The sequence below is a fragment of the Pedobacter sp. UYP24 genome, from assembly GCF_054057295.1.
Genome location: NZ_JBSRZD010000002.1, coordinates 110,899 through 128,898, shown reverse-complemented (window position 1 = coordinate 128,898; position 18,000 = coordinate 110,899). Strand labels below are relative to the sequence as shown.

General features: G+C 40.7%; 15 protein-coding genes and 1 tRNA gene. 10 read left to right on the top strand and 6 right to left on the bottom strand.

Going from position 1 to position 18,000, the window contains the following annotated elements:
* Positions 1–34: 34 nt before the first annotated feature.
* Positions 35–1,351 (top strand): hypothetical protein, encoded by a 1,317-nt coding sequence (locus ACVWYN_RS05270; protein ID WP_457287784.1) that lies wholly within the window; start codon positions 35–37, stop codon positions 1,349–1,351.
* Positions 1,352–1,363: 12 nt separating this feature from the next.
* Entirely contained in the window at positions 1,364–4,507 is a 3,144-nt protein-coding gene (locus ACVWYN_RS05265; protein ID WP_457287783.1) for a GH92 family glycosyl hydrolase, read from the top strand.
* Here the strand turns inward: ACVWYN_RS05265 and ACVWYN_RS05260 are convergent.
* Positions 4,504–5,235 carry a GntR family transcriptional regulator gene (locus ACVWYN_RS05260; protein ID WP_457287782.1) on the bottom strand — a complete coding sequence of 244 codons (732 nt, stop codon included), beginning with the start codon at positions 5,233–5,235 and terminating at the stop codon, positions 4,504–4,506. The genes ACVWYN_RS05265 and ACVWYN_RS05260 overlap by 4 nt on opposite strands.
* A gap of 154 nt (positions 5,236–5,389) precedes the next feature.
* Here ACVWYN_RS05260 and ACVWYN_RS05255 point away from each other — a divergent pair, with 154 nt between their 5' ends.
* Entirely contained in the window at positions 5,390–7,192 is a 1,803-nt protein-coding gene (locus tag ACVWYN_RS05255) for a class I mannose-6-phosphate isomerase (protein ID WP_457287781.1), read from the top strand.
* Positions 7,193–7,230: 38 nt separating this feature from the next.
* The gene (locus tag ACVWYN_RS05250; protein WP_457287780.1) at positions 7,231–8,613 is read left to right on the top strand and encodes a sugar porter family MFS transporter; all 1,383 of its coding nucleotides are present in this window, start codon (positions 7,231–7,233) and stop codon (positions 8,611–8,613) included.
* On the opposite strand, the gene ACVWYN_RS05245 is transcribed toward ACVWYN_RS05250, so the two are convergent.
* Together ACVWYN_RS05245 and rnhA are read right to left on the bottom strand one after the other, a co-directional pair.
* Positions 8,614–10,995: a GH92 family glycosyl hydrolase gene (locus ACVWYN_RS05245; RefSeq protein ID WP_457287779.1), complete on the bottom strand. Its 2,382-nt coding sequence runs from the start codon at positions 10,993–10,995 to the stop codon at positions 8,614–8,616.
* Positions 10,996–11,081: 86 nt separating this feature from the next.
* Entirely contained in the window at positions 11,082–11,555 is a 474-nt protein-coding gene (gene rnhA, locus ACVWYN_RS05240) for a ribonuclease HI (protein WP_457287778.1), read from the bottom strand.
* 176 nt (positions 11,556–11,731) lie between these two features.
* On the opposite strand from rnhA, the gene ACVWYN_RS05235 reads away from it, so the two are divergent.
* The 3 genes from ACVWYN_RS05235 to ACVWYN_RS05225 all read left to right on the top strand — a co-directional run bounded on the left by ACVWYN_RS05235 (position 11,732) and on the right by ACVWYN_RS05225 (position 13,101).
* A tRNA-His gene (locus ACVWYN_RS05235) sits at positions 11,732–11,807 on the top strand.
* Between the two features lie 309 nt (positions 11,808–12,116).
* Entirely contained in the window at positions 12,117–12,368 is a 252-nt protein-coding gene (locus ACVWYN_RS05230) for a hypothetical protein (protein WP_457287777.1), read from the top strand.
* Between the two features lie 172 nt (positions 12,369–12,540).
* Positions 12,541–13,101 carry an NADPH-dependent FMN reductase gene (locus tag ACVWYN_RS05225; RefSeq protein ID WP_457287776.1) on the top strand — a complete coding sequence of 187 codons (561 nt, stop codon included), beginning with the start codon at positions 12,541–12,543 and terminating at the stop codon, positions 13,099–13,101.
* A 22-nt stretch (positions 13,102–13,123) separates the two neighbouring features.
* On the opposite strand, the gene ACVWYN_RS05220 is transcribed toward ACVWYN_RS05225, so the two are convergent.
* Both ACVWYN_RS05220 and ACVWYN_RS05215 read right to left on the bottom strand, forming a co-directional pair.
* Positions 13,124–13,561 carry a GNAT family N-acetyltransferase gene (locus ACVWYN_RS05220; RefSeq protein WP_457287775.1) on the bottom strand — a complete coding sequence of 146 codons (438 nt, stop codon included), beginning with the start codon at positions 13,559–13,561 and terminating at the stop codon, positions 13,124–13,126.
* Positions 13,562–13,568: 7 nt separating this feature from the next.
* Entirely contained in the window at positions 13,569–13,994 is a 426-nt protein-coding gene (locus ACVWYN_RS05215) for a DoxX family membrane protein (protein WP_457287774.1), read from the bottom strand.
* Positions 13,995–14,102: 108 nt separating this feature from the next.
* Here ACVWYN_RS05215 and ACVWYN_RS05210 point away from each other — a divergent pair, with 108 nt between their 5' ends.
* Positions 14,103–15,578 (top strand): aminotransferase-like domain-containing protein, encoded by a 1,476-nt coding sequence (locus ACVWYN_RS05210; protein ID WP_457287773.1) that lies wholly within the window; start codon positions 14,103–14,105, stop codon positions 15,576–15,578.
* Positions 15,579–15,682: 104 nt separating this feature from the next.
* On the opposite strand, the gene ACVWYN_RS05205 is transcribed toward ACVWYN_RS05210, so the two are convergent.
* Positions 15,683–16,144, bottom strand: coding sequence for a cupin domain-containing protein (locus tag ACVWYN_RS05205; protein ID WP_457287772.1), 462 nt, complete (start codon positions 16,142–16,144; stop codon positions 15,683–15,685).
* A 272-nt stretch (positions 16,145–16,416) separates the two neighbouring features.
* Between ACVWYN_RS05205 and ACVWYN_RS05200 the strand changes: the two genes are divergently transcribed.
* Entirely contained in the window at positions 16,417–16,998 is a 582-nt protein-coding gene (locus ACVWYN_RS05200) for a Crp/Fnr family transcriptional regulator (protein ID WP_457287771.1), read from the top strand.
* Positions 16,999–17,081: 83 nt separating this feature from the next.
* Positions 17,082–17,987: an MBL fold metallo-hydrolase gene (locus tag ACVWYN_RS05195; RefSeq protein WP_457287770.1), complete on the top strand. Its 906-nt coding sequence runs from the start codon at positions 17,082–17,084 to the stop codon at positions 17,985–17,987.
* The last annotated feature ends 13 nt before the right edge of the window (positions 17,988–18,000 follow it).

Sequence of the window (18,000 nt, the reverse complement as noted above, 5' to 3'; positions counted from 1 at the left end):
TCGTAACTATGTATGTACATTCAATTTGTTATACATGAAATTCCAAATCCTGTTTTCTATTTTACTCGTCAACTTTTGTACCTCATTTAGTTTGTCTGTCGCCCCTAGTTTGTCTGCCGCACCGGCAATAGTTCCAGCCGATTCTTTGGACACGATGTTAAAGACAGTGAAATCTATGGCAGAGAATCTGGTTAAAAAGGGTTTTACGGCAGGAGATGGTTACGGAGAGGTATGGATCCGCGACTTTAACACCTTTATGAATGTATCTTGTAAAGTAAGCGATCACGAACTAATTAAGAAAAACTTAATCACTTTTCTAAAGTTTCAACAGCCAGATGGCAGTATCCTGGATGGATATGTACCCAATCCAAAGGGATCTGGTGTTCCATACAACTATTACCATTCTAGTTTGGCACCCGGCTACGCCGGGCATAAAAATACCGTAGAGACAGACCAGGAGTCGTCTTTAATACAGGCTGTTTCTAAATACATAAAAAGCACCGGTGATAAATCAATATTGACAGACACTGTTGCTGGTAGTACAATGCAAAAGCAGTTGGGTATGGCCATGCAATTTCTGTTAAAATATCGCTTTGAAGCAAAATATGGCTTGATCTGGGGAGCTACCACTTCAGACTGGGGTGATATTCAACCAGAGCATGACTGGGGTGTAGAAATTAATAAGGAGACACATAAAGCAATTGATATCTATGATAATGCCATGTTTGTAATCGCTATTGATAATTATTTGGGGTTTGCCGATTTGAGTAATGCCGATCGTAAATATTGGAATTCAATTATGAAAATGATTAAATTAAATGTTCGTAAACATTTGTGGGATAAAAAATTGCAAAAGTTTAAGCCACACATTTATTTAAATGGGTCTCCATTTCCATCCACTTTAAATGAAGAAGAGATTTATTATCATGGTGGTACAACCATTGCCATCGAAGCGGGATTGATGAGCAAGCAGGAAGTAAAACAAGCCTACGTAAAAATGCAACAAAATGTAAAGGCTGCCAAGGCCGCCACTATTGGGCTAACTATTTATCCGGTTTATCCTAAGGGTACATTTAAAAATAGCGGTATGAATCCATATAATTATCAAAATGGGGGCGATTGGACCTGGTTTGGTGGCAGGATGATCTCTGAATTGATTCGGTTTGGGTATATGAAAGAAGCCAAAGAAGCTTTAACGCCCATGCTGGAACGGGTTATGAAGAACAAAGGTTTTTATGAATGGTACACCCCTGATAATCGCCCGCAGGGCTCATCTAGTTTCCGTGGCGAAGCAGGTGTACTTTGGACTGCAATCTCCCAGCTGGAAAAAGCAGAATTAAAAATGAAATAACATCTTAAAGATATGATCAGCAAGAAATTCAACAGGTGCTCCTTACTTATAGCCATACTTTTTTGCATAGGTAGTAACATCACTTATGCCCAGACAAAGGTAATTTGGGAAATTGGCAAGGCAGACAATAAAAGTGATGGGATGGCACTGGCTCCTTCGGGTTACGCCAAGTTCCTTGATCAGGATTTTGGATGGGAAGACCGCTTTTTTCTTATCGGGTTTTCTAAACCTGAAAAGGATTTCCCTTATGTATTACCAGGACCGGATGATTCATGGGGCGGTACCGGTCCAACTTCAGGACTGCGTACACAAAACGCTAATATCTTGTTTGGATTTAAGGAGGCTCCAGTTACCGGAGCCTATAAATTGGTTATAGATCTTGTAGGCTACCAATCCGTTACACCACCCTTATTTAAAGTTACTATTAACGGAAAGAGCTTTTTAAAACAGTTGGACAAGCACTTGCCAGATGATGCTGTAAAAGGCGATCTTTCAGGGGCTAAAGAATTGATATGGGAATTGCCAATTCCAAAAGGTTTGTTAAAAAGAGGTGGTAACGAAGTACTGATGACCATCCTTGACGGTTCCTGGCTGGTGTTTGATCAGGTTAAACTGCTCGGCCCAGCATCCGCAACCTTAACCAATAACTCCAATTTATTTATCAGGGGGGTGAAGGCTGCCACATATGAGCTAAATGATTCAGGTAAAAAGGTTCAGCCATTGCTGGTAGATGTGGAACATCTTGCAGGTAAACCTGTTATAACAGTACATGTTGATGGTGTAAAGGTCTTTAAAAGCACACTTGATAGCGCCAGGTATCAGTTTGAAGTGCCTATGACTGCAGTTAAATCACCCCGGTCCAGCACCTACGAAATCTTTAGTAACGGACATTTGTTAGAAAAAGGAAAGGTTACCCGTGGCGCCCAGCAACTTTTTACACCTGCAGATTATGTGGATACCAAAATGGGTACTGCACATTCCAGGTGGATGATTGCACCCGGACCATGGATGCCATTCAGTATGGTAAAACTTAGTCCGGATAACCAAAACCCAGGCTGGCAGGCAGGTTATGATCCCACTTTTGAAAGTATTGGTGTGTTTAGCCATATACATGAATGGACAATGGCCGGACTTGGAATGCTCCCTGTTAATGGTCCGTTGAAGATTAAAGGGGGAGATGAGCGGATTAAAGGAGATGGTTACCGTTCAGAGATCGATAAAGCTACCGAAGAGGCTCCTTTAGGCTATTATAAAGTAAATTTGAAGAACTACAACGTAAAGGCAGAATTGACAGCTACTATCAGGTGTAGTTTCCAGCGGTATACTTACCCCAAAGCAACGGATTCCAGGGTAATGATCGACTTACAAATCCCTGCGGAATACAGTTACGTTTTGAAAAATGCGACGCTTAAAAAAGTGAGTGACCATCGCATAGAAGGATTTAGCAGACAGTTTACGGCAAATGCATGGTCGGGTGATGTAAATCAGGACTATACCATCCACTTCGTGATTGAATTTGATCAGCCAATTAAGAAATTTGGTACCTGGGTTAACGATAAGATTACCGGTAATAATTTCACGGAAACAGGAGAGGTTAAAGATGCTGGAGCTTATGTAGAATTTGATACCAGAACCAATCAGGTAGTACAGGTTCGTACCGGTATCTCTATTGTTAATATGGAAAACGCAGCACAGAACTTGGAGGAGGAGATAGCAAAGCCCTATGGTTGGAGTTTTGAAAAAGTGAGAGAAGGACAGCGCAGCACCTGGAATAAGCTCATCGGTAGAGTGGACATTACTACCAACGATAGAAGAGAAAAAATAAGATTTTATACCAACATGTACCGTGGACTGGCCAGCAGAAATACCTGGAGCGATCTGGATGGCAGTTGGGTAGATGCCAAACAAAAGGTTCAAAAATTAACAGATCCAAATGCACTGGCCCTGGGTTGTGATGCATTCTGGAATACTTTTTGGAACTTAAACCAGTTCTGGAACCTAGTTACGCCAGAGTGGTCGTCAAGATGGGTGAAGTCGCAGTTGGCGATGTACGATGCCAATGGCTGGCTGGCTAAAGGACCGGCAGGGATGAACTACGTTCCCGTAATGGTGGCAGAACATGAAATTCCATTAATTGTGGGTGCCTATCAAATGGGTATTCGTGATTTCGATGCTCAAAAAGCATTTGAAGCGGTAAATAAGATGCAAACTACACCAGCACAAAAAGTAGGACTAGGCTTTGCAGGTAACCGTGATCTGGAGGCCTATTTGAAATATAAATACGTGCCTTACGATAAAGGCCGGTTTTCCAATACACTGGAATATGCATACGATGATTGGACAGTATCGCAATTCGCAAAATCATTGGGTAAAAATGACAAAGAAGAAGAATTCGCTCTGCGTTCCAACTACTGGAGAAATGTGATTGATGAAAAGTCAGGATTTGCTGTGCTAAAGAAATCCGATGGTACCTGGTTTCCAAATTTTGATCCCTTTAAATCAGGTGCTAATGAACATTATGTAGAAGGAAATGCCTGGCAGCTCACCTATTTTGTTCCTCAGGATGTTCCGGGACTGGCAAAAGCAATTGGGGTAGACAGGTTTATTGATAGGCTTTCATGGGGCTTTGGAGAGAGCGACAAAATGAGGTATAATGCGCCTGGTGATCAATATTGGGATTATCCTGTTATACAAGGAAACCAGCAAAGTATGCATTTTGCATTCCTGTTCAACTGGGTTAAAAAACCGTGGCTAACACAGCGCTGGAGTAGGGCAATAATAGATAGGTATTACGGTTACGGACCGGCAAATGCCTACCTGGGTGATGAAGATCAGGGGCAAATGAGTGCCTGGTTTGTGATGGCAGCAATGGGTTTATTTCAAACCGATGGGGGCTGTAGTGCTGATCCGGTTTACGAAATAAGTAGTCCGCTTTATCCAAAAGTTTCCATTGATCTGGGCGGACAATACGGACGGGGCAAGTCTTTCGTTATAGAATCGCCAAACGTATCCAGAGACAATAAATACATTCAAAGTGCAACATTAAATGGTAAAGTGTTGAATTCGTTTAAGTTTCCTGCTTCAGAACTTTTGAAAGGAGGGAAGCTGGTGTTACAAATGGGACCAAAGCCTAATATGAACTGGGGTATAGATTAGCTCCTTCTGCTTTCTACTGAATAGATAAAGCTATCTGCCTTGTAGTAGCCAAGGTTGTACTCTATAGGCCTATCAGCCTGGTCGTATACATATCGTTTACGGAATAGTATTGGGCTACCTACTTCAGTTTCCAGTTTGGATGCAATGAACTTATCTGCAGATTTTGCACTTATTTCTTCTTTAGAAAGCGCAGAGATTACATTGTAGTCCATTTCCAGGATATCGTATAAGGGGCGTTTAAAATCTTCCTCGCCGGTTAGGCTGGTACGCGGATGAAAGTAAGATACAAAATACACAAAGGGGCCTTCAACGCGGCCCCTAAGTCGCTCTAGTTTTAATATTTTTTGATCGGCTGGTATGTTAAAGAAGCCGGCAATTTTCTCTTCGGGATAAACCCAACTTACATGCAGTTCAAAGTTTTTGATCGGAATCCCTCTTGCCTTCATTTCCTGCGAGAAGCTGAGCCAGTTAGCAGACTTGGAACTGATCATGGCATCAGCCACTTTTGTGCCCACACCTTTTTTCCTGATCAGCAGGCCTTCATAAACCAATTTGTTTAGTGCCTGTCGCAATGTGGTACGGGAAATGTTAAGCTGACTGGCCAGATCTACTTCATTAGGGAGCAATTTTCCGTTCTGATAAAATGGGTCTTTGATCATTTTACGCAACAACTCCTCTGCCTGCAGGTGCAGTGGTACTGAGCTTTTAGGATTAAGTGCAATTTTCATAGATGTAATTAGTCGTTAGCCTGTTTTAATGGATGCAATATAACAAAAATGAGTGTTTTAAGGAGAAAACTATGTGTGTACAATATGTTTGTTTTTCTATTTTATATGTTGATACATATTGATTATATTTGACTAACAATTATTTAAATAGTTCATGATCGAGCCCATAATCAATACTTCTTGGAGAGAGAGTTCACAGCCACTTTTACCTTATAAAATTTCATCAAATGCTACCGATGATGGTGTTTATAATCCTTTTCCATACCATGCTTTAGGTGATGGAAAGGTTTTTAAAGGATATGCATCTTTGGTAAACTGGATCAAAGCCAATGGAACGGTATTGCTAGATGGCTATTGCGGAGTTTTTTTTGATGAGGTTCATCAACAAATCCAGCAGGAATTTGCGGCTAGCGGAATAATTGCCAATTGGTACTTCACGGCAGATTACCTCAAAAGCGAAGCAGAGATTGATGCCTTGGTAGCGCCTTTTTTAAATCAAGCCGAGGATGTGTGGGGTACTAAAACAAGTTTAAATCTGGGCGACTTATACCGTGCTGATCTGCAGGAATTATTGCCAGATGATGCGTATAACGTCAATATCGTTATTGGTATAGGTGCCGGATTGCTCAACTGGAATTGTCCGGTAGCCTATTTTGATATCCCTAAAAACGAAATCCAGTACCGTATGCGTGCAGGGAAAATTTTTAATATTGGAAAAGGCAAGTCAGAAAAACCAGCGGCAATGTACAAGCGGTTTTACTTTGTAGACTGGGTTATGCTGGATCAGCACAGAAATCAACTTTTACCAAGGGTGGAGGTTGTGGCAGATGCACAGCAATCCCCTGCTCTCAACTGGATGTATAAAATAGACCTTATAGTCGGCTTAAAAGATATGGCACATTCTGTTTTTCGTGTAAGGCCATGGTTTGAAAAAGGATCATGGGGTGGCCAATGGATGAAAGAACACATTAAAGGCTTGAATGCAGACGAAGTGAACTATGCCTGGTCGTTTGAACTGATCACACCAGAAAACGGGATCATATTTGAAAGCGATACACACCTGCTGGAAGTTTCATTTGATTTTCTGATGCGCTATGAATATGAGGCTATTATGGGTAAGCATGCTCATGATTTTGGTCCTTACTTCCCCATCAGGTTTGATTTTCTAGATACCTATGATGGCGGTAATCTTTCCATACAATGCCATCCCTCAAAACAATACATCAAGGAGAATTTTGGAGAAACCATTACACAAGATGAAACCTATTATATTTTAGATTGTAAGCCAGACGCTAAAGTATACCTGGGCTTTCAGGAAGATATTGATCCTGTAAAATTCAGACTAGCATTGGAAGAGAGTAAGGAACAGCATAAAGAGATTGATGTAGAACAATTTGTTCAAGCTTTTCCATCGCATAAGCACGACTTGTTCCTTATCCCTAATGGTACCGTACATAGCTCTGGTGTAAATAATATGGTGCTTGAAATCAGCGCTACACCCTATATTTTTACATTTAAAATGTACGATTGGTTATCGCTGGACCTTAACGGTAATCCGCGGCCAATCAACATTGCCCATGCTTTTAACAACCTCAGGTTTGAAAGAAAAGGCGCGGTAGTGGAGCAAGAGCATGTGGCGCATCCCGTAGTGGTTGGCGAAGGGGATGACTGGCAGTTGATTCATTTATCTACCCATAAAGATCATTTTTATGATATTAGTAGGATAGAATTTGATACACAGGTAGAATTAAAAACAGAAGAATCCTGTCAGGTATTGATGCTGGTAGAAGGAACTGCTGTAACGGTACAAATAGAGGGATATCCTGCACAGCAATTTGCATATGCCGAAACATTTGTAATACCAGCGGCGGCTAAAAGCTATAAGCTGATAAATAAAGGTAGTCAGCGTGCTAAAGTGATCCAGTCATTTATTAAGGCCGAGATCAATCCAACCTGAAAAATTTAAATAGAACTAATATAATAACCAAATAAAGTATGAACACATCTTATAAATTTTACCTGGCCCTGATAACCGTGGTCGCCTCTCTTGGCGGCTTGTTATTTGGCTTTGACATGGCAGTTATCTCTGGTGTACTGCCTTTTGTACGTAAACAATTTGATTTAACAGCCCTGCAAGAAGGCTGGTTTGTTTCCTCCGCACTGGTGGGCTGTATTGTTGGGGTTGCCTTTTCCGGAGATTTGAGCGATAGGCTTGGACGTAAGAAATTACTGTTCCTTTCTGCCCTGTTGTTTTTAATTTCAGCCATTGGATGCGCACTGGTGCATTCCCTAAACTTGCTTATCGTAGCCAGACTTATTGGTGGAGTAGGGGTAGGAATCGCTTCTATTGTAGTGCCTTTATACCTCTCAGAAATTGCTCCTGCAAATGTGAGGGGCAGACTGGTTACTTGCTATCAACTGGCCATAACTGTAGGAATTTTGCTGGCTTATATTACAAATTCGCTATTGTTAAATCATTCAGAGCTAAACATGTCACATGCCACGAGCTCTTTAACAGATCTGGTATTTGTAACCGAAGTTTGGAGAGGAATGTTTAGTATCGGCACCATACTAGCTGTTCTGTTCCTTATTGGATTATTTTTTGTGCCTGAGAGTCCGCGTTGGTTGCTTAGAAAAGGGTTTAAATTAGAAGGTCTAAGTATCCTTGAAAAAATCAATAATGGTAAAGAACAGCCTGCAAATGCCATGAATATCGAAGAAAGCGATGAGACGGGGACTTACAAAGAACTGTTCAGTCCGACGTTAAGAAAAGCATTGTTACTGGGTATATTACTTCCATTGTTTTCTCAATTAAGTGGCATCAATGCCATCATCTATTTTGGTCCGTCTATACTAAACGATGCCGGTATTGCGCTGAGTAACTCCTTTTTGGGACAGGTCATATTCGGTATTGCCAATTTGGTCTTTACTTTTATTGCCATCTGGAAGGTAGACGAATGGGGTAGGCGGCCGCTTTACATTGCCGGAACAATTGGTGCGACAGTAAGTTTAGTTGCCACGGGGGTATTATTTTACCTGGGTTTAACTACCAGTGTATTCTTGATTTTAAGCATGACGCTTTTCCTGGCCTGTTTTGCCTTTTCTATTGGTCCACTAAAATTCGTTGTGGCATCTGAGATTTTTCCAACAAGAATCAGGGGTAAAGCAATGGGAGTAAGTATTATGGTGATGTGGGTAGCTGATACCATTATGGGTCAGGTTACCCCTATACTATTAAAAGAAGCAGGAACTGCAGTCACCTTTTGGGTATTCGGGTTCTTCTGCTTCATCGCATTCCTTACCGTTTACAAACTCCTGCCAGAAACCAAAGGGAAGTCGCTGGAAGAAATTGAAACCTTCTGGAAAGAGAAGAAATAGCTATTGTGCAGAAGGGGGAGGCGTTTGTACTCCCCATTCTGTATTTGGCTGATTGCCCATAACGAACTCTAACTTACCGCCTTTCATTAACTCATCCCGGTATAACCAGCAATTGCTGAGCACAACACCATTAAACTTTGCAGATTGAATGTATACATTTTCCTTGCTATTGTTGTTGGCAATGATCTGTAGGTGTTTACCATTTCCAAGGCTGATGCTGGTGTTTTGAAAAACAGGACTACCCAATTCAATAATAGGGCGCAGGTCTGTTAGTCCTTTTACATCAAATAATCCCATGGAGGCCATTACATACCAGGAACCCAACTGACCCTGATCTTCGTCCTGTCCGTAACCATACCCATGTATGCTTTCAATGCCATAAAACTCATCACAGATGGACCTTACCCATTTTTGCGTTAACCACGGTTTTCCGGAAAAATTAAACAACCAACTTACGTGTAGGTTGGGTTGGTTGCCATGATTGTAGTTAGATTTGATACCTGCAAAAGCATCAATCTCTTTACCGCCACCAAAACCATCCTTCTGTGCAATGGTAAAGATTTTATCCAGCCTATCATTAAACTCATCTTTTCCAATAGCAGCAATTAGTCCGCCTGGATTTTGTGGCACGTAAAAAGTGTATTGTACAGCATTTCCTTCCTGAAAACCGCGCCATGGCTGTAACGGATCAAATTTGTCAATGAACTTTCCATTCGCATATTTTGGTTGTATTAATTTGCTGGAAGGATTAAGCAGTAACCTCCAGCCATTAGATTTGCTGATGAAATCGTTATAATCGGCGGTCTTTCCAAGAGATTTAGCCATCTGCGCTGCCGCAAAAGCGCTATAACTGTATTCCATAGTATGAGAGGCAGAGAATTGAGAGCCCGTTTCATCCGTCGTACTTTTCTCGATGAATGGTACGTAACCGTTCCTATTGAAAATCTCTACATCTAGTTTTCCAGAACCTACAGGTCGGTCTTTTCCATTTAGCTCATTCCCTTTTATCGCTTTATAAGCAAGATCAATATCATAATCCCTGATGCCCGAATTATAGGCAGCGGCAATAGATAAACCCACAAAGTTGGTGCCCACACCAGAGGTGAACTGGCCGTTAGAGATGCCATCACCAAACCAGCCCCTGTTTTTGTAAACTTCCAAATGTGTTTGCACAAAATCCTTATATCTATCAGGATAAGAGAGTGCCCAAAGCTGCGTAAGGTTCCAGAAAGCGCCCCAAATGGCGTCTGTATTGTTAAAATTATAGTTGGGTTTTCCATCAGCTTTTAAAGGTAACCTGCCAATAGAATCCGCACCATATTTAGGGAAATAGCCATTAACATCACTGGCAATACCGCGACCAAGTAGCGCATGATATAAACCGGTGTAGAACTTAGTTTTATTTTGCTTGCTGGTATCCTGCACGTAGATCTTACTCAGTTCCCTTTGCCAGATTTGCTGCGCTTTATCCTTAGCCTGCTGAAACGTTAATCCGGAGGCTTCAGTTTGGAGGTTGATCTTTGCATTGGCCACCGAAGTGTATGACATGCCTACTTTAATTTCTATTATTTCCTGCGCAGCGGTGCTATATTCCAGGTATAAGCCCGCGCCTTTACCTTTTGCGCTACTTGCGCCAGGATGAGCTTCGGCAGCATCAAATGCACCAATGTGCTGCGGCTTTTTGCTCAATTCTCCAAAAAAGTACATAGAGATCTTCCCTTTGGAATCATACTGTTGGATGTATTTGGGATAGGTAGTAACATAACCTTCAAAATGAGTACCGTCAGTCATTCTAACTGATGCATTTGTCACGTCAGAGCTTTCGCCCTGTTTGTTGCCAATATCGAGAATAATGCGCGACTGATCATTTTTAGGAAAAGTATACCTGTGGAAACCTACTCTTTCCGTTGCGGTAAGCTCTGCCTTAATCCCGTAATCATCCAGCAAAACCTTATAGTAACCCGGTTCTGCCACCTCATTTTTCCTATCGAACTTAGATCTGTATCCAGTTTCCGGAGCCTCAAGCGTACCTGGTTTAACCTTTAAAGGTCCGGCTGTTGGCATAAAAGATACGCCACCAATTTGCCATTCATGAAAATGAACAAAACCTTCAATAGAATTGTGCCGGGTATCATAACCCACTGCTTCCCAGCCAGAAGGATTACCATAATGGCCATTAGTAGATGGAGCCAACTTAGCCATACCATATGGAAGTGCCGCCGGTGTATAAAAGAACCACCTGCTATGGGCTGTGCCGATGTTTGGATCTACATACTTTAACACAGATTCCTGTTGTATGGTACATGAAGCTAAAGCTAAACAACTTAAAAAAAACAAGATGTAGAATTTCTTATAACAAGAGGCAGGTGTTTGTATGTACATGAGTTTATATTTTAGTCGATTATTTAAAACTATGTATAAACATACTAATTATTTTTGAATGAAATTACTGGATAGGGTATAGAAACTTATAAAAGAGATGGCTTATCCCTCTCTTTTTCGAACTCTGCATCAATCGCAAGAGCTGCACGGTTTTTAGAAGCGGCGACGGCAAGCACATCACAACGTTCATTTTCTGGGTGGTTATTGTGGCCCTTTATCCAAACAAACTTAACCTGATGTTGCTTATAGACGGCCAGAAACTGCATCCAAAGATCTCTGTTCTTTTTTCCTTTAAAGCCTGTTTTAACCCATCCAAATACCCATTTTTTGTCTACCGAGTCAATTACATATTTAGAGTCAGAGAAGATGGTAACCTCTTGTCCGGGGCTTTTAATCGAATTAAGACCAACAATTACTGCCAGCAGTTCCATTCTGTTATTGGTGGTCATCCTAAATCCGCCGCTAATTTCCTTGTAGTGCTTTCCGGATCGTAGAATAACGCCATAACCACCTGGTCCGGGGTTTCCACTTGCTGCTCCGTCGGTATAAATTTCGATCATAACTACAGCAAATCTATGTTTTTAAGCCATAAAAGCAATTTTTGTATTGTCAATAGTATTTGGGGAGAAATTCAATAGACTGAAATTTAAAGGATTAAAAGAAATAAGAGCTGAAACTTTAAAAAGATTTGAATAAAATGTTTTTAATCGTACTTTTGTAGCGTTGAAAAACACATGGTGGTTTTAGCTCAGTTGGTTAGAGCATCGGTTTGTGGTACCGAGGGTCGTGGGTTCGAGCCCCATATTCCACCCGTGATAGTTGAAAACAGTCTTTAAAGGCTGTTTTCCTTGTTTTTGGGCAAATCAGGGACACCAAGGGGACAAACATAAAAACGGGTATTCACCTATGAAACTATTCTCCAAACCAACTATCAAAAACAGTAATCCTAAAAAATGGTACATAGAATTTACCTTTTGGGTACCTGTAGAGCTTCGAGAGTTTTGTTTTCGTAAAACAAAGCGATTCAAAAAAAATATGGTGATATCAACCGGTATAAAGGTGTAGAGAGAGAAAAGAATGCTGAATCTTTAAGAAGTGACTGGGAGTATGCTTTAAGAAATTTGCAATACAACCCTTTTGCAAAACACCTGGAAACACTTGGTTATATCAACCATCAGGAAGCTGCAATAGAAATAAAAGCGGCAGAGCTGATTAAAGCAGCTGAAATTTCAACAGAGGATAAAAGAAAGTTAACTCCGACTTCCAAAGCGTTTGACTTTTTCATGGAAGACCTTAAAGAGCGTACAGATAATGGAAACTCCATTTCAACTTACAGAGGTACGATAAAATGGCTTTCAGAAAGATTGGGTTAAAATGGTTGCTTCTGGTACCTTATATCGTACTAAAAGCTTTTAATTTTGTTTTAATATTTTAAGAGTTAAAACCCTTAAAAAACCTATTGGTTAAATACTTCTTATTTTATAATAACCCAACCTAATAGGGATAACAAAAATCTCATTTTTAGTAATTCATTAAATATGCACCATGAAATATAAAATAATCGCAATAAGTGGCAGTTTACGCAAGGAGTCCTATACGCTAAAATTGCTTAAAGCATTTGAGAAAAGTGTACCGGCAGCAGCAGATTTTGAAATCATAGACATCTCAGGCCTTCCCCTAATAAACGAAGATCTGGAAACTGATTTACCGAAATCTGTAATTGACCTAAGAAGTGCTATACAGGAAGCAGATGCAATTTTATTTGCTACACCCGAATATAACCGTTCGTATTCTCCTGTCGTAAAAAATGCAATTGATTGGGGTTCTCGCCCGAGCGGACAGAATAGCTGGTACGGAAAGCCGGCAGGAGTAATTGGTTGTACACCTTTTCGCCTTGGGGCTTTCGGGGCCGTTAATCATTTACGACAGGTTTTAATGTATATCAACACGCCGACAATGCAACAACCAGAATTTTATTTGGAAGAGATTGTTAACGTGTTAGACAAAGACGGTAAGATTAATAACCCGCGTACACAAAAATATATTGATGACTATTGGGTGGCGTTTATGAAATGGATCGAACGAACAGCGATTAACGATAAATAAGCGATTCCCCGGTTAATTTATATTAAGGCTGGTTTATTATTTGTTTAGCGAAATGTTGACATTCCATAATGTAGCCTTTATTCAAGTATAATCTATGAGCATCATGTCTCGAATAACCGCTGTCGAGGTGTAAGCTACTTGCGCCGTTTTTAAGCGCAAGCTGTTCGACGTGGTCCAGCAACATTCCGGCATATCCTTTTCCGCGGTATTCAGGTAAGGTAAAAAGGTCATCTATATAGATCATCTTGCCGGTACGCAACATTTGAAAAGTGCGGAAACCGATAAAGCAAGTTGCATTATCGGTTTCGTCATCAAGAATGAAATGAAGTTCATATCCTTCCTGTATCATTTCCCATACCTTTTCTATGTAATTTTCTGTGGATAGCTCCGGCCGTAATCCTATGATCACATTGCGGCAGCGCTCAATATCTGTTTTTGTTATTGCTTTATGTAGGATCATATTGATATCAATATGAAATACTCCACCTGTAAGCCGGGATATAGGCCAATAAAAGTGCGGCAGCGCTATCTACAAATACCGAGTAGTTAAAAGGTATCCGGGGTCCTGAAAATATAAACATGCTCAACGCAAAAATCAATGTTAACAAGAAACTGCCAAATGCAGCAAGCCTAATTTTAAAACCAATGAGCAACGTAACACCAAATACTATTTCAGCAGTGGTGGCCATAATCGCCATTATATTGGCTAAGAATTTCGGCAAATAAGGCATCAGCGCATTGGTGTAGCTTACAAAGTTGTCCCAGTTACCCCACGCGTTGCCGTGTACACCCGCTGCTCCAAGCCAGCCAAACCGGTCCATAACCGGAAGCAGGAAACCTATACCAAGAGCCAGGCGTAGAAAAAGTTGGGGAATATCAAATGTGTTTTTCATATTCATTACTTGTAATTTGTTCTACAAAGTTAATATTTATCTGGTACGGTATAAGGTACCAGACTTAACTACTATTGCGTACCAGATTAAATTATACCTTTATAAGATATGATACCTTATAAAACATTAGTGGTAATCGACCATGAAAGTCCCACACCATTTTATAAGCAGATCTATATTCAAGTGATCGGCCTGATACAGCAGGGATTTTTGCATGCAGGAAACAGGCTTCCGGGAACAAGAGAACTCGCTCAAATAATGGGCGTACATCGCAATACAATTATCGCTGCATATGAAGAACTCTCCGCACAAAACTGGATAGAGACCATTCCGCGAAAAGGAACGCAGGTAGCACTTAATTTGCCGGAAATAAAACCCCGTACTTTTAACAAGGCGAATGCACAGGCCTCATTTGCTAAACCGGCAAAGTTTCAATTTACGAGACATGCGATAATTGATAAACTTAAAGTTGTGCCGGTTACTAACGGTTTGATCGTCAATGACGGTTTCCCGGATATTGATCTTGCCCCATTTGATCTCCTTTTTAAATTATGCCGCAGGCAATTAAACGGAAAAAAAGTTACCAGTATATTGTCTTTAAGCAATGCGGGTAGAAGCGCTGCACTTAGAACGGCCAGTTGTTCCTTCCTGAATGAAACAAGGGGACTAAACATTACCGAAGAAAACATCATCATTACCAGGGGTGCACAAATGGCCATATATATTGCCGCATCACTGATCCTGAAACCCGGCGACCAGGTATTGGTAAGTGACCCCAGCTACCTTATCGCCGATGATGTTTTTACGTCCATAGGTGCAAAGCTGATCCGTGTGCCGGCCGATTCGCATGGGATGGATGTTGATGTTATAGAAAAGCTGTTAAAAACAACTGCGATAAGCCTGCTTTACATTATCCCCCACCATCATCACCCAACAACAGTAACCATGAGTACTGCCAGAAGGATCAAGCTCCTGCAGTTGATCAAAGAATTTGGTATTCCAGTGATCGAAGACGACTATGATTATGATTTCCATTATCAAAACAGTCCGGTGATACCATTAGCAGCTGGCGATCATGGAGGAAATATCATTTATGTAGGCTCCTATACCAAGCTTTTGGCACCGAACTTCAGACTCGGCTACCTGATTGCCTCCGCTAATTTCGTGGAACAGGCCATTTATTTAAGAAAGTTAATGGATCTGCGGGGCGATACCCTGATGGAAGATGCTTTGGCTACAATGATAACTACTGGCGAATTGGCGCGCCATATCAAAAGATCACTTAAGATCTATAGTCGTCGTTGTGACCTCACTTGCAAGCTTTTGGCCGAGCAACTCGGAGAGGTTGTAGAATTTAGTAAACCCCAGGGAGGCCTTGCCATCTGGATAAAGTTTAAGCAACAATATCCATTAAAAACAGTACTTGAAAAAGCAAGGGCAAAGGGGCTTTTTTTCACTGGTTCAGCCTATTATAGGAATGAAAACCAAAGACACAATGCAATACGATTTGGGTTTGCCAGTTTAACCCCCGAAAAAATAGTTGTTGCAATCGGTATCATCAGGGATTGTACAACGGGGCAGTAATAATTGCTCCAACATTCCAGATCGTTAACCAATAAACTGCCATTACTTTCAGTGAAAAATCGTGGAGAAAGCTACGGTTAGCCACTCTCCACGATAGAACCTAATTATTTTTTCTCTGGTATATAATTTGTTTTGTTTTTTTCCTTCACATAAAAAACCAACAATTTAGCAGGAACAGTAGCGCTTTCATTCCATGATCCACCGTGTAAACCCTGGGGTGTTTCGTAAAATGAATCTCCCGCCTTATAAACATGTTTTTTCCCTTCAAACACAGAAGCAATTTCACCTGATACCACATAGCCAAACGTAGGATACGGGTGACGGTGAGCTATCGACGTGCTTAATGGCGGAAGATCAACTATCAACATTTCTACCGATTTGTTCTTGAACGCTTTACTTGGTAATGCCTGTTCAAGGATTGTATGATGTGAGGTAATTAAATTTTCTTTAATTGGTGCTGCATTTTTATCGGTGGTTTGCGCGTGAAGCTGGGCTGTGCTTACGCAAATTAAAAGACCTGAGATTAAATTAGTTATTTTCATGGCAATAGTTTTTGATTTATTCATTTGAATTGAACAAAATTAAAAGCTAATTGGTACCTAAAAAGGTACCAGAGTTAACTAATGTAAAGTACCAGCGGTTGAATATCTTTTGGATTTTGACTTCTGGCTAAATAAATTAATTTCGATTATCTTTTATAGACACCATAATTTTCATCCAAGGTGATCAAATCGATTTTACTACTTTAATCTCAAAAAAGCCAAAAAGCTTGACCAGTCGTTCCATAGTACTTGAACTATGTTCTTTTTTAATTTGATAAGCGTAAATTTGTTATCCAATGACAGGCCTCCTTCAAAAAAACGTAGCCAAGCATATTCACCTTTCAGCGGATGAAATGTCGCGGTTCTGCAAACCATTCATCTTGAAAGAGATCAAGAAAAAGCAATTCTTGTTGAAAGCTGGTGACATCTGTCGATTTGAGGCTTTTGTCAACAAGGGCTGCTTCAAAGTCTTTCATACCGATGCTAATGGAACGATGAATATCCTCTATTTTGCCGTTGAAGATTGGTGGATAGGTGATATAGACAGTTTTACAAACCAACTTCCCGCACAATTGAGTATCGAAGCGCTGGAAGACAGTGAAATATTGCTTATCGGAAAAAAAGATAAAGAAGCATTATACGCAGATCTGCCCCAGGTAGAGCGCCTTTTCCGGATCATGGGGCAAAAAACTTTCGTTGCCCTGCAGCGCAGGATGCTGGGTGCCCTAAGCAAAACCGCTGACGAGCGCTATATTGAATTTCTTTCCAAATACCCTAATATCGCCGGGCGGCTCACTAATGTGCAAATTGCTGCATACTTAGGTATATCTCATGAGTTTTTAAGTAAGATTAGGAAGAAGATCGTTCAAAAAAAATAAGTCGGCTATTCATTTATTGAACTTGTTCAATCTTTCGCAGGTCGGTAGTTAGGATATTTGTATTGTTAATCAATAATCAAACAATGAAAATTCTGAACGTATTATCACCCGTATTATTCATCTTAACCAGCATTTCTACTATGGAAACCCAGGCGCAAAGCATTAAAATAATTGATGCGCAACCTTTACAATTAAAAGTTTATCATGCCAACGAGGCCGGTATTGGCGTCGCTTCTGTAATTGTTTCCGGCAAAAAGGATGCGATACTGATCGATGCACAGTTTACACTGGCTGATGCTGAGAACGTGGCCCATGAGCTGAAAGAAACCGGAAAGAAATTAACAGCCATTTATATATCACATGGCGATCCTGATTATTATTTCGGGCTGGAAGTATTTAAAAAATATTTTCCGCGGGTAACGGTTTATGCAACAGCAGCCACCGTAGCACATATCAAAGCAACCGCGCAGAAAAAACTGGATGTATGGGGAGCCCAGGTAGGTGACGCCATCACTAAAAACATTGTATTGCCGCAAGTATTAAAGGGCAGCAGCCTGGAGTTGGAAGGACAAAAATTAGAGGTCATCGGCTTAGACCAGTTTCCTGACCGGACATTTATCTGGATACCGGCTATTAAAGCGGTAGTTGGCGGCATTAACGTTTTTGGTGACAACTTCCATTTATGGATGGCAGAGGATAAAGAAGCTACGGAAATAGATCCGAATGGTAAATGGCTGATTGCACTAAAAAAAACAGAAGCATTGCAACCGGTGATCGTGATTCCCGCGCATGGTACAGGCACTTCTTCTTTTGATCTCAAGTCTGTAAAATTTACAGAAGAATATTTACAATTCTATCAACAAGCCTTAAAAACCAATAAAACATCTGTTGAATTGATTAGGACGATCAAAGCAAAATATCCTAACCTGGCGTTTGAAACTGCTTTGCAGATCGGTGCGAAAGTGAATACCGGCGAAATGAAATGGTAAAATGCTTTTAAAT

Excerpts from the sequence above, each read along its gene's own strand:
- ACVWYN_RS05260 (WP_457287782.1), bottom strand. The coding sequence starts at position 5,235 with ATGAAAATTGCACTTAATCCTAAAAGCTCAGTACCACTGCACCTGCAG.
- ACVWYN_RS05255 (WP_457287781.1), top strand. The coding sequence starts at position 5,390 with ATGATCGAGCCCATAATCAATACTTCTTGGAGAGAGAGTTCACAGCCA.
- ACVWYN_RS05250 (WP_457287780.1), top strand. The coding sequence starts at position 7,231 with ATGAACACATCTTATAAATTTTACCTGGCCCTGATAACCGTGGTCGCC.
- ACVWYN_RS05245 (WP_457287779.1), bottom strand. The coding sequence starts at position 10,995 with ATGTACATACAAACACCTGCCTCTTGTTATAAGAAATTCTACATCTTG.
- ACVWYN_RS05195 (WP_457287770.1), top strand. The coding sequence starts at position 17,082 with ATGAAAATTCTGAACGTATTATCACCCGTATTATTCATCTTAACCAGC.
- ACVWYN_RS05200 (WP_457287771.1), top strand. The coding sequence starts at position 16,417 with ATGACAGGCCTCCTTCAAAAAAACGTAGCCAAGCATATTCACCTTTCA.
- ACVWYN_RS05210 (WP_457287773.1), top strand. The coding sequence starts at position 14,103 with ATGATACCTTATAAAACATTAGTGGTAATCGACCATGAAAGTCCCACA.
- ACVWYN_RS05225 (WP_457287776.1), top strand. The coding sequence starts at position 12,541 with ATGAAATATAAAATAATCGCAATAAGTGGCAGTTTACGCAAGGAGTCC.
- ACVWYN_RS05220 (WP_457287775.1), bottom strand. The coding sequence starts at position 13,561 with ATGATCCTACATAAAGCAATAACAAAAACAGATATTGAGCGCTGCCGC.
- ACVWYN_RS05265 (WP_457287783.1), top strand. The coding sequence starts at position 1,364 with ATGATCAGCAAGAAATTCAACAGGTGCTCCTTACTTATAGCCATACTT.
- ACVWYN_RS05215 (WP_457287774.1), bottom strand. The coding sequence starts at position 13,994 with ATGAAAAACACATTTGATATTCCCCAACTTTTTCTACGCCTGGCTCTT.
- ACVWYN_RS05270 (WP_457287784.1), top strand. The coding sequence starts at position 35 with ATGAAATTCCAAATCCTGTTTTCTATTTTACTCGTCAACTTTTGTACC.
- ACVWYN_RS05205 (WP_457287772.1), bottom strand. The coding sequence starts at position 16,144 with ATGAATAAATCAAAAACTATTGCCATGAAAATAACTAATTTAATCTCA.
- rnhA (WP_457287778.1), bottom strand. The coding sequence starts at position 11,555 with ATGATCGAAATTTATACCGACGGAGCAGCAAGTGGAAACCCCGGACCA.